This window comes from Paraburkholderia sp. J10-1 (assembly GCF_905220165.1).
Lineage (GTDB): Bacteria > Pseudomonadota > Gammaproteobacteria > Burkholderiales > Burkholderiaceae > Paraburkholderia.
In genome coordinates this window covers 1-12,972 of sequence record NZ_CAJMYW010000015.1, presented here as the reverse complement: position 1 = coordinate 12,972, position 12,972 = coordinate 1, and the positions used below count along the sequence as shown (strand labels likewise).

The following is a 12,972-nucleotide window of genomic DNA, read 5'->3' as shown; positions in this document are numbered from 1 at the left end:
ACGCCACACGGCCATCGAAGCATGAATCAGGAAACCGTGGCGGCCATGCCCGATCCCACCTCCGCACTCAAACCCCGGGCAGCGCTTCCCTGGATCGTCCGTACGCGCGCTACGCTACGCGCCTCGATCCGCGCCCGCACGAAGTTCTTCATCGGACTGTTTTTTGCCTTGTTCGCCACGCAAACCACGCTGCTGGCAAGCCAGCTGATCGCGTTTGGCCACGCTTTCGAACGCATGGATACGACCTGGCACCACGAAAGCACTGCGCAGGAGACCGAAGCGCCGCACCGGCAAGCCGTTTCCGCTTCGCCTCGCGAGCTTGCCGCCGAGCGGCTGCGCAGTCAGGTCCAGCACGGCATCCTGCGCGTGCATCACACGCTCGAAGCGGCCATTGCGATCGCGCTCGCCACGCTCGCCTTTGGCCTCGTGCTGCTGCACTACCTCGAACGCACGCTGCTGCGTCCGCTGCAGACCTTGACCGATTCGCTCGTGCGCCTCGCGCACGGCGAAGACATGCGCGCATTGCCCGACATGAACCGCACCGACGAGATTGGCGCGATGGCGCATGCCTTCGATACGTTGTGCGAAAAGTCTCGCGAGCTGCATATCGCCCATGAGGCCACGCGCGCCGCCGAGGCACACGCCCAGGCGCTCGCGCGCCACGATCCGCTCACGGGCCTGCCCAACCGGCGCCTGCTCGCGGCGGAAATGAGCGCGGCGCTCGAGCGCACGCAGCACCGCTCGCCCGATTACCTCGTGTTCGTGATCGACCTCGACCGCTTCAAGCCCGTGAACGACTTTCACGGCCACGCCGCGGGCGACACGGTGCTATGCGAGATCGCAGCGCGCCTGCGCCGCGTGGTGCGCGACGGCGACACGGTCGCGCGTCTGGGCGGCGACGAATTCGCCGTGCTCGCCCGCGTGCATCGCGACGACCACATCGAGGCCGCGAGCGAACTCGCGCAGCGCCTGCTCGCCGCCACGCGCGCGCCCATCGACATCGGCAAGCTGCGCATCAACGTGGACGCGAGCATTGGCATTGCGTGCTGCCCGCGCGACGGCGGCGACCCCGACGCGCTGTTGCGCGCCGCCGATATCGCCATGTATCGCGCCAAGTGCGAAGGCAAGGGCACCTACCGCTTCTTCGAGCAAAAGATGGACGACGAACTGCGCCTGCAGGCCTCGCTCGAATCGGACTTGCGCCGCGCGCTCGCGGGCGGCGATATTCGTCCGTTCTACCAGCCGCTCGTGCGTCTCGCCGACGGCCAGACCACGGGCTTCGAGATTCTCGCGCGCTGGCACCACGAGCAGCGCGGCTGGATCTCGCCCGAGGTGTTCGTGCCGCTCATCGAGCAGATGGGCATTTCGCCCGCCTTCACCGCTTCGATCTTGCGGCGCGCGTGCCGCGACGCGCTGGGCTGGCCCTCGCGCTATCACCTCGCGCTCAATCTCTCGCCCGCGCAGTTCAAGGACACGCAACTCGCGGCGCTGCTACTCACGATCCTCGCCGACGAGGGCATGCCGCCCGAGCGCATGGAGATCGAGATTACCGAATCGGCGCTCATGTACGACTTCGACGCGGCGCGCGCCGTGCTCGCGGACTTCCGCAACGCGGGGCTGCGCATGTCGCTCGACGACTTCGGCACCGGCTATTCGAGCCTGCAGCACTTGCGCGAACTGAAGGTGGACAAGCTGAAGATCGACCGCTCCTTCGTGCTCTCCATGGCATCGTGCAACGAGAGCGTCAAGATCGTCGACGCGATCATCGCGCTCTCCACGAACCTCGGCATGAGCACGGTGGCCGAGGGCGTGGAGACCGCGGAACTCGCGCGCACGCTGGCAGCCAAGGGCTGCGACTACGCACAGGGCTATTTCTTCGGCAAAGCGATGGCGGCGCGTGAAATCGACGCTTTGCTGAACGTGGATCGTGCGGCGAACGAGGCGCGTCTGAAGCGTGTTGTCGAGCCGGCCTGAATGGATTGATCCGTATTACTTTGAAAAAGAAAAGGTAGACATCATGTTTGTCGCAATTGGCTGGATAGTCGTGCTCGGATCGGTGATCGGGAGCTTCGTGGGCGTGGGGGGCCACCTGCCCGCGCTCGTTCAACCGTTCGAACTCCTGTGTATTTTCGGCGCGGCGCTGGGCGCGTTCGTGGTGAGCAATCCCACGGCCACGCTCGGCAAGACGCTCAAGGCGCTGCCCACCTGCTTCAAGGGCGGCGGCTACACGAAGGCGCAATACCTGGAGTTGATCGCCCTCCTCTACGAGCTGCTGCAAAAGGCGCGCAAGGAAGGCATGATGGCGCTCGAAGCCGACATCGAGGCGCCCGAGAACAGCCCGATTTTCCAGAAGTACGCGCGCGTGCTCTCCGACCATCATCTGCTCGACTTCATCGTCGACTATCTGCGCATGATGTCGAGCGGCAACGTGAACCCCATGGAAATGCAGGACCTCATGGACGAGGAACTCGACACGCACCACTCCGAAGTGTCGATCGCGCCCAACGCCATCCAGAAGATGGCCGACGGCCTGCCCGCCTTCGGCATCGTGGCGGCCGTGATGGGTGTGGTGCACACCATGGGGTCGGTCGGCAAGCCGCCCGCCGTGCTGGGCGAGATGATCGCAGGCGCGCTCGTCGGTACGTTCCTCGGCATTCTGCTCGCCTACGGCTTCGTCGGCCCGATTGCCGACCTGCTCAACGCCAAGGGTCGCGCCGCCAGCAAGCCGTTCCAGTGCGTGAAGGCCGTGCTGCTCGCGTCGCTCGCCGGCTACGCACCGCCCGTGGCCGTGGAGTTTGGCCGCAAGGTCCTCTTCACGTCCGACCGCCCGAGCTTCCAGGAGCTCGACGAAGCGGTGCGCGCCACCAAAACGCCGAAGTCCGCTTAGGAGTCCCAATATGCCAGAACGCACTCCAGGCTCGCGCGCCACGCGCGACACCGAAGGCAGCAAGGTCACCCTGGTGGTGCGCCGCGTGAAGAAAGGCGGCCACGAGGGCCATCACGGCGGGGCATGGAAGATTGCCTATGCCGACTTCGTGACCGCAATGATGGCGTTTTTCCTCTTGATGTGGCTGCTCGGCTCAACCTCGCAGTACGACCGCGACGGCATCGAGAAGTACTTCAACACGCCGCTTTCGGCCATGCTCGGCAGCACACCCGCTGCAGCGAATCCCAACCCGAGCGTGGTGCAAGGCGGTGGCCGCGACCTCTCCAGCAAGGCGCCCGCCGTGGGCGGCTCGAACGCGCAGACCACGCTCTCGCACGCCGTGCCAGTGGAAGCGCTCGACAAGTCGCGTCTTTCGCAGCTGAAGGAAAAACTCTCGGCGCTCATCGAGCGCAAGCCGGAGTTGCGCGCGTACCGCGACCAGATCCGCATGTCGATCACTGACGAAGGCCTGCGCATCGAGCTGGTCGACTCGCTCAAGCGCCCCATGTTCGCAACCGGCAGCGCGAAGCTCGAAGACTACGCGTACGAGATCCTCGTGCAGATCGGCAGCGCGCTCAACGACGTGGACAGCGGCGTGTCGATTGCGGGGCACACCGACTCGGTGCCCTACTCGGGGGGACTTGCGGGCTACTCGAACTGGGAGCTATCCAGCGAGCGCGCCAACGCCGCGCGCCGTGCGCTGGTGGCCGGCCGTCTGAGCGAGGAGAAATTGCTCCAGGTGCGCGGCCTCGCCGACGTTCTGCCGCTCGACCACGACACGGCGGACAGCCCGTTGAACCGCCGCATCAGCATTCTGGTGATGAGCAAGGCCGCAGAGCGGGCGTTCTTCGAACAGGCGAAACGCTACGGCGTCGAACCGCCGCAGAAGGGCGCCACGCCCGCCTCATAAGGCTTTGGCCTCCAAACAGGCAGGAACGCCCCCAATGCGCCTCGCCCCGGCGCATCGAATCGACGGGCACAGCGCGGTACGCCGCTTGCTGTATCTCCCAGCAAGCGGCCAGAACCGCCGCGGCATCGCCTGCCGCCTCACACGGGAATCGTCGGGAGTCTGGCCGGACTCAACGTTGTTCCCCTGATATCTGGAGACCATCATGCCCACCTTCATTCCTCCGCCCATGCCAACCGGTAATGGCGCGCGCATCGTCGGCAAGGGCCGCGTAAGCGCAGCGGGGCCCGGCCCCGACGTGATGGCCGCCAGCACGCTCGACAGCGACCGCGTGCTGAGTTCGGACGGCCAGGAAGTCGGCAAGATCAAGGAGATCATGCTCGACGTGCAGAGCGGCCGCGTGGCCTACGTGGTGATGTCGAGCGGCGGCTTTCTCGGCATTGGCGACAAGCTGCTCGCCATCCCCTGGAGCGCGCTCATGCTCGACACGAGCCGCAAGTGCTTCCTGCTCAACGTGTCGTCCGAGCGCGTGAAGGAAGCGCCGGGCTTCGACCGGGACAGCTGGCCCGCCATGGCCGACGCGACCTGGGGCAGCACGCTGCACGCGTATTACGGCGCCGAGCCGTACTGGGCAGCGGTCGAGCCGGTGACGCCGCGCCACTGAGCTTCCTGCCCGGCTCCGAACGGCAAGCAGGCGTTCGGAGCCGCCCGCGGTCGTTCAGCGCCGCGATGTCCCGGCGTTCTCCGCCATTTGCTCCGCCTCGGCAGCGCCGGCGGCCTCCAGTGCCCACGTGTTCACCGTGCGCCGCATCGGGCAAGCAATCACCGTGGCCACGCGGCTCGCCTGCTCCGCCTCGGGCACATTGCACCCGCCCTCCGCCAGCGCCCGCACGCGTTGTCTGAACGCGATCTGCAAGGCATCCGATTTCACCGACACCTCGCTCTGCCAGCTCTCGGGCACGCGAACCGGCCGGATACGCCGGAGCACGGCGTGGTCTTCCTCGAAAATGCGCAGATTGCGCGCGCGAAAACGCCCGTCGAAAAGCGGATTGCGCAGAAAGCTGCGGCCCATCATCCAGAACGTCTGCGTGCGCCCCGCATCCACCGGCACATGCGCCGACGCGATATGGATGCGCCAGCCATTGGCCAACGTCAGTTCGAGCGTCGCGCACGGGCCGCTCAGGTGAAAACCCGTTTGCGTGACCACGTCGACATGTTCGCCCGTAGGCGTGCGGCGCAGCCAGCCCTTGCGCACGGGCCGCCGCATCACGAGCCGCGCGTGGCCGCTCCAGGCGTTGGCGCTCACGTTGACTGCGTCGATTTCGGGGCGGTCGGGCGCGCCGAACGAACTGCCGTGCACGAACGGCGCGTGCGCGAAATCGAGTCCGTTCTCGATCACGCGTTCCCAGTTCGCCTCCCACGCGTAAGTGCCGTATACGACGCGCACATTCGGGTCGTCGGCCCAGGCGAGATCGGGCAGCGGCGGCCGCTCCTCTTCGGGCAGGTCGCCCACGAACGCCCAGATCCAGCCGTGACGCTCGACCACGGGGTAGCGGTCCACGCGCGCTCGCGCTGGAATGCGCGCCTGCGGCTGCGCGGGAATGTGCGTGCACACGCCGTCGCCGCCATAGCGCCAGCCGTGGTACGGGCACTGGACCTCGCCGTTCACGCGGCGGCCGGCCGCGAGCGAAGCGCCGCGATGCACGCAAATATCGGAGAGCAATTGCGCGCTGCCCTGTGCGTCGCGAAACGCGACGTAGCGGTGACCGAGCAGCGTGACCGGCAGCAACTGCTCGCGCAAATCCGCGGCGGCGGCCACGACGTACCAGAGGTTTTTCAGCATGTCAGATCGAAGCAGAGAATCGAATGCGCCAATTGGACCAGATTTGGGGTCCCGATGGCGACAGGCGCACAATACGTGCCGTTACGACGCGGCTTCGATGCCGCCATCGCCTGACAACTCCGGGCAACCCTACAGGTAACCGCTAACCATGACCCAGTTCTTCAGCGAAGCCGCCTCCGCCGAGGCCGTCAATGCGCGTATTGGCGAAAACGCCGACGAGCGTCTGCGCGAGGTGATGAGCGCGCTCGTGCGTCACCTGCATGCGTTCGCGAAAGAAGTGCAGCTGACCCAGCCGGAATGGGAAACCGCCATCGACTTCCTGACCACGGCCGGCCAGCTTTGCAGCGCCGAGCGCCAGGAGTTCATCCTGCTCTCGGACACGCTAGGGTTTTCCATGCTCGTCGATGCCATCAACAACCGGCGCCCGAGCACCGCCACCGAAAACACGGTGTTCGGCCCATTCCACGTGGCCGGCGCGCCCGAGCGCGAGATGGGCGCGTGCATCACCGCCGACGGCAAGGGCGAGCCCTGCCTGTTCGAGGGCCGAGTGCTCGATCTCGAAGGCCGCCCGGTGGAGGGCGCGCGCATCGACGTGTGGTCCGACAACGCCGACGGCTACTACGACGTGCAGCAGCCCGGCGTACAGCCCAAATGGAACAACCGCGGCATCTTCACGACCGGCGCGGACGGCGCGTACCGCTTCGTCGGCATCAAGCCGGTCTCGTACCCGATCCCGCACGACGGCCCGGTGGGCAAGATGCTAGCAAGCCTCGGCCGGCACCCGTACCGGCCCGCGCACATGCATTTCCTCATCACCGCGCCGGGCTTCCAGAAGGTGGTCACGCATACCTTCGTGGGCGACGATCCATACCTGCAGTCGGACGCCGTGTTCGGCGTGAAGGCGTCGCTCGTCGCGCCGTATGAGCGCGTGGCGGACAGCGTCACGCCCTGGCGCTCAACGTTCGATTTCGTGCTGATGCCGCTCGCGCCGCACGCCTGATTCAGCAATGCCGCGAACTGGACGCAATATCGCGCCCTGCTCGCCGCATTGTCCGCCGCGCCCAGGTCATAGACTGATCCTGCAGTCGAACGAACAACCGGGAACACCTTGGGGGCGGCGATGCGGGTCACGAACTGGATTCTGGTGCTGGAATGCGCGTATATGGAGTTTTCCAGCTGGCGCGGCAAGAACGTGTATCGCCGCACGGTGGCGTACGACAGCGTGGTTTGGTGCTAGCGCTAAACCATAAGCCATCGACGCAACGGCAATCCTCCACTACAGTCGAAGATTTTGAAGGCGCGCTAGAGACGCCCGCCTCCCGTCATCGTTGCTGGAATCGAGGATCCGACCATGCTGTTCCCCGCCGTTGCCACCGTCGCCCTGCTGATCGTGGTGTATGTCCACGCGAACATTCCGCGCTTCACCGAGCGAGGGCCGAAGCGCATCGTCGCCCACGCCACGCTGTTGCTGGGGGGCCTGTGCTTCGGCGTGATCGGCGGCATGATGGCCGGAACGTTCGCGCCGCCGTGGGCGGTGATCGCTTGCGGCATGGGCGTCGTGCATCTGCCGGCCCTGTGCATGGTCGTGCTCAAGCGCTTCAAGCACTCCGGGCGCAGCTAATACGGCGTTCGCCAGCCGCGCCCACCGTCCTCAAACGCGATTCAACGCCGGCCGCCCGTCGAGCACCGCGGCCACATTATCGAGCGCGGTAAAGCCCATCTGGTCGCGCGTTTGCACCGTGGCGCTCGCCATGTGCGGCGTGAGAAAAACGTTGTCGAGGCTGGCAAAGCGCTGGTCGACATTGGGCTCGTTGCGGTACACATCGAGGCCCGCGCCGAACAGGTGTCCCGAGGTCAGGGCGTCGTAAAGCGCATCTTCATCCACGAGGCCGCCGCGCGCCGCGTTGACGAATACCGCGCCCTTCGGCAAGCGCCCAAATTCCCTTTTCGTCATCAGGGGCGCGCCGCCGCCCGGCACGTGCAGCGTGAGCACTTCGCAATGCGGCAGCATCTCCTCGAAGCTCGCGTAATAGGTCGCACCGTTTTCCACGGAAGGCGCAGCACGATTGATATCGGTGTAGATCACGCGCATGCCGAAGCCGAGCGCGCGCTTCGCCACCGCCCGGCCAATACGGCCAAAACCCACAATGCCCAGCGTCTTGCCATTCACGCGCGTGCCCAGCATGTCGGTCATGCCGAACGACTTGCCCCAGCCGCTGCGCATGATCCGTTCGTACTCCGATGCACGCCGGCATGCTGCCAGCATGAGCAGCATGGAAAAGTCGGCGGTGCATTCGGTCAAGGCGTCGGGCGCGTTCGTCACCACTATGCCGCGATCGCGGGCAGCGGCCACATCGAGGTGATCGACGCCCGCACTCGCGTTGGCGATGATTTTCACGCAAGCAGGCAGCGCGGCAATGTGTTCGGCCTGCAAGCCCGACTTCTTGCCGATCAGCACAGCCGGCACCTCGTGCTGCTTGCAGAAGTCGACCACGGACCACGCGTCCATATCGGCGTCGGTCACGAAGGCATGGAATTCGGCCACAGCGCGTTGCGCCACAGCGGCGGGCACTTTTCGCGCGATCAGGAGCCTCACGCGTTGATTTTCCGGCATGGTGTTTTCCCCTTTGGGTATGAACAGACGTCGAGAGACTACGAAAGCACCTGCCGGCCGGTCAATGTTGATTCGGCGAATCAAGTTCTGGCGGGCGCTGTGGCCCTGTATTCGCTTCAGCGCGTGTGTACGCGGCGCTTTACGCGATCCGCGCATCAGGAAAACCCTGATCCGGCGCCCAGATATCAAGGCCCCAGATGTTGATTCAACGAATCAAGATTGCTGCGCGCCTCACGCGAATGCAATTCTTTTCCCGTGTTCAATGGAATCGGGAAGAGGACGCGAAATGTCTGCATCGAAAAAGTTCGCCGCCGTGACGGGCGCTGGCTCCGGCATCGGCCGCGCCACCGCCGTGGCGCTCGCCAACGCCGGGTTCGCCGTTGCGCTAATCGGCCGCCGCGTCGAACCGCTGCTGGAGACGAAGGAACGGATCGGCAACGGAGGGGCAGACGCCCACGTGTTTTCCGCAGATGTGACCCAGGCGGAATCGGTCGAGCACGCGTTCGCGCAAATCGCGCAGACCTTCGGCCGTCTCGACGTGCTGTTCAACAATGCAGGCCGCAACGCGGGCGCCGTGCCGCTGGAAGACTACGAAACCGACTTCTGGAACGATGTGGTCGCAACCAATCTCACCGGCGTATTTCTGTGCGCGCGCGCCGCGTACCGGCTCATGAAAGCGCAGTCGCCGCAAGGTGGGCGCATCATCAACAACGGCTCGATCTCCGCGCATTCGCCGCGCCCGCACACCATCGCCTACTCGGCCACGAAGCACGCCGTAACGGGCATCACCAAATCGATCGCGCTGGACGGCCGCGCGTACAACATCGCGTGCAGCCAGATCGACATCGGCAACGCGGCCACGTCGCTCACCGAGCGCATGAACAAAGGCGTGCTGCAGGCCGACGGACGACTCGCGCCCGAAGCGCGCATGGACGTCGAGCACGTCGCAAATGCGGTCGTGCATATGGCGAGCCTGCCGCTCGAAGCCAACGTGCTCAACATGACGATCATGGCGAGCGCCATGCCGTTTGTCGGCCGGGGATAGCGCAGCGCCCCGCCCGATTTGAACGCCCAACATAAAAAAGCAGGCGTCAGAACTGATATTGGAGACACCGATGAAAGTCGCAGAGGAACAGGTTTTACCCGCGCAAGCTCCGGCCTACGCGGATAGTGCAAAACGCTCGCGCGTTCGGTATTTCGTGCTCTCGATGCTGCTCGTGGCCACCGTGCTCAACTTCGTCGACCGCTCGGCATTGGGCATCGTGGCACCCGGCCTTTCGAAAGATCTCGCACTCAACAAGATGCAGATGGGCGAACTGTTCGCGGCGTTCGGCCTCGCCTACTCGATCGCGCTCCTGCCAGGCGGCATTCTCACCGACGTGCTCGGCTCGCGCGTGGCCTATGCGCTCTCGCTCGTGGGCTGGTCGATCGCCACGCTCACGCAGGGTTTTGCGAGCGGCTATCACATGCTGCTCGGCTCGCGCCTCACCATGGGCGCGCTCGAAGCCCCGGCGTTCCCCTCGAACACGCGCGCCGTCACGTTGTGGTTTCCCGTGCAGGAACGCGGCTTCGCCACGAGCGTGTACGTGATGGGGCAATACGTGGGCACACCGCTCTTCACCGGCCTGCTGCTGTGGATTTCCGCGGCCTATGGCTGGCGCACGGTGTTCTTCGTGACCGGCGGCTTCGGCATTCTCTTCAGCATGGTCTGGTATCGCATGTATCGCGATCCGCACAAGCACGGCTCGGTCAATGCCGCGGAGCTTCAATACATCAACGAGGGTGCGGCGCCCGCCACGCGCAAACCGCGCGAGAAGTTCGACTGGCGCATGGCGCTCAAGCTGCTCAGCTACCGCCAGATTCTCGCCATTTGCCTTGGCAAGTTCTGCAACAACACGCTGCTTGTTTTCTTCACGACGTGGTTCATGACGTACCTGATCGAAGCGCGTCATATGTCGATGATCAAGGTGGGCATTTTTCAGGCCATGCCGTTCATTGGCGCGACGATTGGCATTCTCTCGGCGGGCTTCCTCTCGGACTTCTTTATCCGGCGCGGCGTGTCGATCTCGGCTGCGCGCAAGGCGCCGCTCATCATCGGCACGATGCTGGGCGCTTCGATCGTGCTAGTGAATTTCGTCGAGTCGAACGAGATCGTGATCGCCATTCTCACCGTGGCCTTCTTCGCGCAGGGCATTGGCTCCATGTCGTGGGCCGCCGTTTCCGAAATCGCACCGCGTCAATACGTGGGCCTCACGAGCAGTATCACGAGTCTTGCCGCGAACATTGCAGGCGTTACCACGCCGCTCATGATCGGCTATATCACGCAGCACACCGGGCACTTCTACTGGGCGCTCAACCTCATGGGCGCGATCTGCCTGCTCGGCACACTCTCGTATTCGCTGCTGCTCGGCAAGCTCTCGCGCATCGAACTCTGACACTCGCACACACACGGGGCGAAAAACGCATGATCGAATTCAAGTGGGACCATCTCCAGCTCTGCTCGGCCAATGCGGAGGCCACCGCCGCGTGGTTCGAACGTTGCCTGAATGCCGAAATCGTACGCAGGCCGGGCCGCGTGGATCTGCGCATCGGCGAGATCGATCTGTTCATCACGCAATTGACTGGCGAGCGCGCTGCGCAACGAACGCGTGAGGCACGCTCGCAAGGCATCGATCATTTCGGCGTGTTGGTGGACGATCTCGATGCGGCCTTCGCGCATCTCACGCGTCATGAAGCGGAAATCGTCGAACCCGTGAAGCCCATTCGCCCGGGCGTGCGCGCCTGCTTCGTGCGCGCGCCGGGCGAGATTCTCATCGAAGTGCTCGAGCGGCGGCCCGCAGAGATGACTTTTCGCTGAAAAACCGTCAATATTGCCGCTGAATAGCCGCACTGCCCCGTCTGCCCTGCCATGCCAAACTGGATCACCCTGACTGAAGCCGCCCGTCAACTCGGCGTACAGGCGCAGACCGTCTATGCCTACGCAAGCCGCGGCAATATCGCGGTCATGCCCGATCCGCACGACCCGCGCAAGAGCCTCTACCGCGCCGAAGACGTCGCCAGCCTGTGCCGCAAGAAGCAGGTGGGCCGCAAGCGCGAGGCGCTCGCCGCGGGCACGATCTTCGGCGCGGAGCCGTGCATCTACAGCAGCATCACCACGTTCTCGAAGGGCCGCCCGTATTACCGGGGCCGCGACAGCATCGCCATGGCGCAAACGGCCACGCTCGAAGACGTGGCCACCCTCCTCTGGAACGCGCGCGCGGACGTGACATTCGAAGCCGCCGACATGCGCCTGCACGGCGAGGAGCGCGGCCGCGAATGCGCGTTCACATCGCTTGCGGCCATCGCGGCGCGCGGCCACTCCACGCTTGGGCGTACCGACACGGCCCTGCACGCGGAAGCCGGCCGGCTCGTGGCGGTCATTGCTCATGCGTTCGGCGCACGCTGCGTGGCATCGGCAAACGCCGCCCCGCCGCCAGTTCACGAGCGCCTCGCGCTAGGCTGGGGCCAAGGCAGTGAGGGCGCGGAGTTGATCCGCCGCGCCATGGTGCTCGTGGCCGACCACGAGATCACCAGTTCGGCGTTCGCCGCACGCATTACGGCGTCCACCGGCGCGTCGCTGCCGGGCTGCCTGCTCACGGGACTCGCCACGCTCTCCGGTCCGCTGCACGGCGACGCATCGGGCCGCGTGCGCGCGGTGTTCGACGACGTGGGGCGGCTCGGCGCGGAGCATGTCGTTGCCCATCATTTACAGTCGGCCATTCCCATTCCGGGGTTTGGACACCATCTCTATCCCGACGGCGACCCGCGCGCGGACGCCTTGCTGGAAGTGCTGGACGCACCCGCGGAGATCGCCTCCTTCATCGAGAAGGTCGTGGCGCTAACAGGCCTCAAGCCGAATATCGACGTGGCGCTCGCCACGCTCGCTGCGCAACTCAAGCTGCCGCGCGACGCCTCGTTTGCGCTCTTCGCCACCGCGCGCAGCGTGGGGCTGCTCGCGCATTGCATCGAGCAGCTCAGGGTGGGCAAGGTCATCCGTCCGCGCGGACGCTACACCGGGCCCGCGCTCGAAGATGCCAACACCGCAGCGAGCGCAGACGAGAACGCCAAAACGCCCGACGCAGCGACGCTCGAAAAGAACCGCCTCTTCAAGTCCGTGGCGCGCTGAGGAACGCGCAAGGCGACTCATCGTCCTTCACGCGCTCGTCTCTTTACGCTTCTGATATTCAGCCATCCAAAGCAATATTACGCTTAAGCGTACCCGATAAATCGCTGCCTGGCGTTGGACGAAAGTGCGTTTCGCTTGCACAATTTTTTGTGTGCACGACGCAGGCGAAATAATGCCTGACGCTGGCTCGCAACGCGTCGCGAGCTGCTGTATGCTCTGCGCGCATCTTCGACCAGAAAGAATTAACGCGCCCATGGCCCAGACATTCCCGCAGTCATCTCTTCCTTTCCTGCCGTTCGTGCGCCCCGAAATCGACGAAGAAACCGTCCAGGGCGTCGCCGACGTGCTGCGCTCGGGCTGGATCACGACCGGCCCGCAGAACCAGGCATTCGAGGCGGCGCTCTCCGAATACTGCGGCGGCCGTCCCGTGCGCACCTTCAACTCCGGCACCGCCACGCTCGAAATCGGGCTGCGCATCGCCGGCGTGGGTCCCGGCGACGAAGTCATCACCACGCCT

13 protein-coding genes are annotated in these 12,972 nt (G+C 65.1%); 11 read left to right on the top strand and 2 right to left on the bottom strand.

From position 1 onward, the window contains the following. Nucleotides 1-21: 21 nt before the first annotated feature. The 4 genes from U5A65_RS32105 (at nucleotide 22) to U5A65_RS32090 (ending at nucleotide 4,497) form a co-directional block, all read left to right on the top strand. The gene (locus tag U5A65_RS32105; protein ID WP_321948877.1) at nucleotides 22-1,974 is read left to right on the top strand and encodes a putative bifunctional diguanylate cyclase/phosphodiesterase; all 1,953 of its coding nucleotides are present in this window, start codon (nucleotides 22-24) and stop codon (nucleotides 1,972-1,974) included. 43 nt (nucleotides 1,975-2,017) lie between these two features. Next, nucleotides 2,018-2,887, top strand: a complete 870-nt coding sequence (gene motA / locus U5A65_RS32100) for a flagellar motor stator protein MotA (RefSeq protein ID WP_321948876.1) — start codon at nucleotides 2,018-2,020, stop codon at nucleotides 2,885-2,887. A gap of 10 nt (nucleotides 2,888-2,897) precedes the next feature. Then, on the top strand, nucleotides 2,898-3,836 hold the full coding sequence (gene motB / locus U5A65_RS32095) for a flagellar motor protein MotB (protein WP_321948875.1): 939 nt from the start codon (nucleotides 2,898-2,900) through the stop codon (nucleotides 3,834-3,836). 202 nt (nucleotides 3,837-4,038) lie between these two features. Further along, nucleotides 4,039-4,497 (top strand): PRC-barrel domain-containing protein, encoded by a 459-nt coding sequence (locus U5A65_RS32090; protein ID WP_321938836.1) that lies wholly within the window; start codon nucleotides 4,039-4,041, stop codon nucleotides 4,495-4,497. A 54-nt stretch (nucleotides 4,498-4,551) separates the two neighbouring features. Here the strand turns inward: U5A65_RS32090 and U5A65_RS32085 are convergent, their stop codons facing one another. Beyond that, nucleotides 4,552-5,676 (bottom strand): aromatic ring-hydroxylating dioxygenase subunit alpha, encoded by a 1,125-nt coding sequence (locus U5A65_RS32085; protein ID WP_321938834.1) that lies wholly within the window; start codon nucleotides 5,674-5,676, stop codon nucleotides 4,552-4,554. A gap of 148 nt (nucleotides 5,677-5,824) precedes the next feature. On the opposite strand from U5A65_RS32085, the gene U5A65_RS32080 reads away from it, so the two are divergent. Both U5A65_RS32080 and U5A65_RS32075 read left to right on the top strand, forming a co-directional pair. After that, nucleotides 5,825-6,676 (top strand): intradiol ring-cleavage dioxygenase, encoded by an 852-nt coding sequence (locus U5A65_RS32080; protein ID WP_321938832.1) that lies wholly within the window; start codon nucleotides 5,825-5,827, stop codon nucleotides 6,674-6,676. Between the two features lie 351 nt (nucleotides 6,677-7,027). Next, complete coding sequence (locus tag U5A65_RS32075) at nucleotides 7,028-7,297, top strand: hypothetical protein (protein WP_321915079.1); 270 nt, start codon at nucleotides 7,028-7,030, stop codon at nucleotides 7,295-7,297. Nucleotides 7,298-7,327: 30 nt separating this feature from the next. On the opposite strand, the gene U5A65_RS32070 is transcribed toward U5A65_RS32075, so the two are convergent. Then, nucleotides 7,328-8,290, bottom strand: a complete 963-nt coding sequence (locus U5A65_RS32070; protein WP_321948874.1) for a D-glycerate dehydrogenase — start codon at nucleotides 8,288-8,290, stop codon at nucleotides 7,328-7,330. Between the two features lie 286 nt (nucleotides 8,291-8,576). Between U5A65_RS32070 and U5A65_RS32065 the strand changes: the two genes are divergently transcribed. The 5 genes from U5A65_RS32065 to U5A65_RS32045 all read left to right on the top strand — a co-directional run. Further along, on the top strand, nucleotides 8,577-9,335 hold the full coding sequence (locus U5A65_RS32065; RefSeq protein ID WP_321938828.1) for an SDR family oxidoreductase: 759 nt from the start codon (nucleotides 8,577-8,579) through the stop codon (nucleotides 9,333-9,335). A 70-nt stretch (nucleotides 9,336-9,405) separates the two neighbouring features. Beyond that, nucleotides 9,406-10,725: an MFS transporter gene (locus U5A65_RS32060; RefSeq protein WP_321948873.1), complete on the top strand. Its 1,320-nt coding sequence runs from the start codon at nucleotides 9,406-9,408 to the stop codon at nucleotides 10,723-10,725. A gap of 29 nt (nucleotides 10,726-10,754) precedes the next feature. Continuing rightward, the gene (locus U5A65_RS32055) at nucleotides 10,755-11,147 is read left to right on the top strand and encodes a VOC family protein (RefSeq protein WP_321948872.1); all 393 of its coding nucleotides are present in this window, start codon (nucleotides 10,755-10,757) and stop codon (nucleotides 11,145-11,147) included. Between the two features lie 51 nt (nucleotides 11,148-11,198). Continuing rightward, the gene (locus U5A65_RS32050) at nucleotides 11,199-12,455 is read left to right on the top strand and encodes a citrate synthase (protein ID WP_321948871.1); all 1,257 of its coding nucleotides are present in this window, start codon (nucleotides 11,199-11,201) and stop codon (nucleotides 12,453-12,455) included. A 253-nt stretch (nucleotides 12,456-12,708) separates the two neighbouring features. Beyond that, a partial coding sequence (locus U5A65_RS32045) for a DegT/DnrJ/EryC1/StrS family aminotransferase (RefSeq protein WP_321948870.1) occupies nucleotides 12,709-12,972 on the top strand: 264 nt, incomplete at its 3' end.

Excerpts from the sequence above, each read along its gene's own strand:
- U5A65_RS32105 (WP_321948877.1), top strand. The coding sequence starts at position 22 with ATGAATCAGGAAACCGTGGCGGCCATGCCCGATCCCACCTCCGCACTC.
- motA (WP_321948876.1), top strand. The coding sequence starts at position 2,018 with ATGTTTGTCGCAATTGGCTGGATAGTCGTGCTCGGATCGGTGATCGGG.
- motB (WP_321948875.1), top strand. The coding sequence starts at position 2,898 with ATGCCAGAACGCACTCCAGGCTCGCGCGCCACGCGCGACACCGAAGGC.
- U5A65_RS32090 (WP_321938836.1), top strand. The coding sequence starts at position 4,039 with ATGCCCACCTTCATTCCTCCGCCCATGCCAACCGGTAATGGCGCGCGC.
- U5A65_RS32085 (WP_321938834.1), bottom strand. The coding sequence starts at position 5,676 with ATGCTGAAAAACCTCTGGTACGTCGTGGCCGCCGCCGCGGATTTGCGC.
- U5A65_RS32080 (WP_321938832.1), top strand. The coding sequence starts at position 5,825 with ATGACCCAGTTCTTCAGCGAAGCCGCCTCCGCCGAGGCCGTCAATGCG.
- U5A65_RS32075 (WP_321915079.1), top strand. The coding sequence starts at position 7,028 with ATGCTGTTCCCCGCCGTTGCCACCGTCGCCCTGCTGATCGTGGTGTAT.
- U5A65_RS32070 (WP_321948874.1), bottom strand. The coding sequence starts at position 8,290 with ATGCCGGAAAATCAACGCGTGAGGCTCCTGATCGCGCGAAAAGTGCCC.
- U5A65_RS32065 (WP_321938828.1), top strand. The coding sequence starts at position 8,577 with ATGTCTGCATCGAAAAAGTTCGCCGCCGTGACGGGCGCTGGCTCCGGC.
- U5A65_RS32060 (WP_321948873.1), top strand. The coding sequence starts at position 9,406 with ATGAAAGTCGCAGAGGAACAGGTTTTACCCGCGCAAGCTCCGGCCTAC.
- U5A65_RS32055 (WP_321948872.1), top strand. The coding sequence starts at position 10,755 with ATGATCGAATTCAAGTGGGACCATCTCCAGCTCTGCTCGGCCAATGCG.
- U5A65_RS32050 (WP_321948871.1), top strand. The coding sequence starts at position 11,199 with ATGCCAAACTGGATCACCCTGACTGAAGCCGCCCGTCAACTCGGCGTA.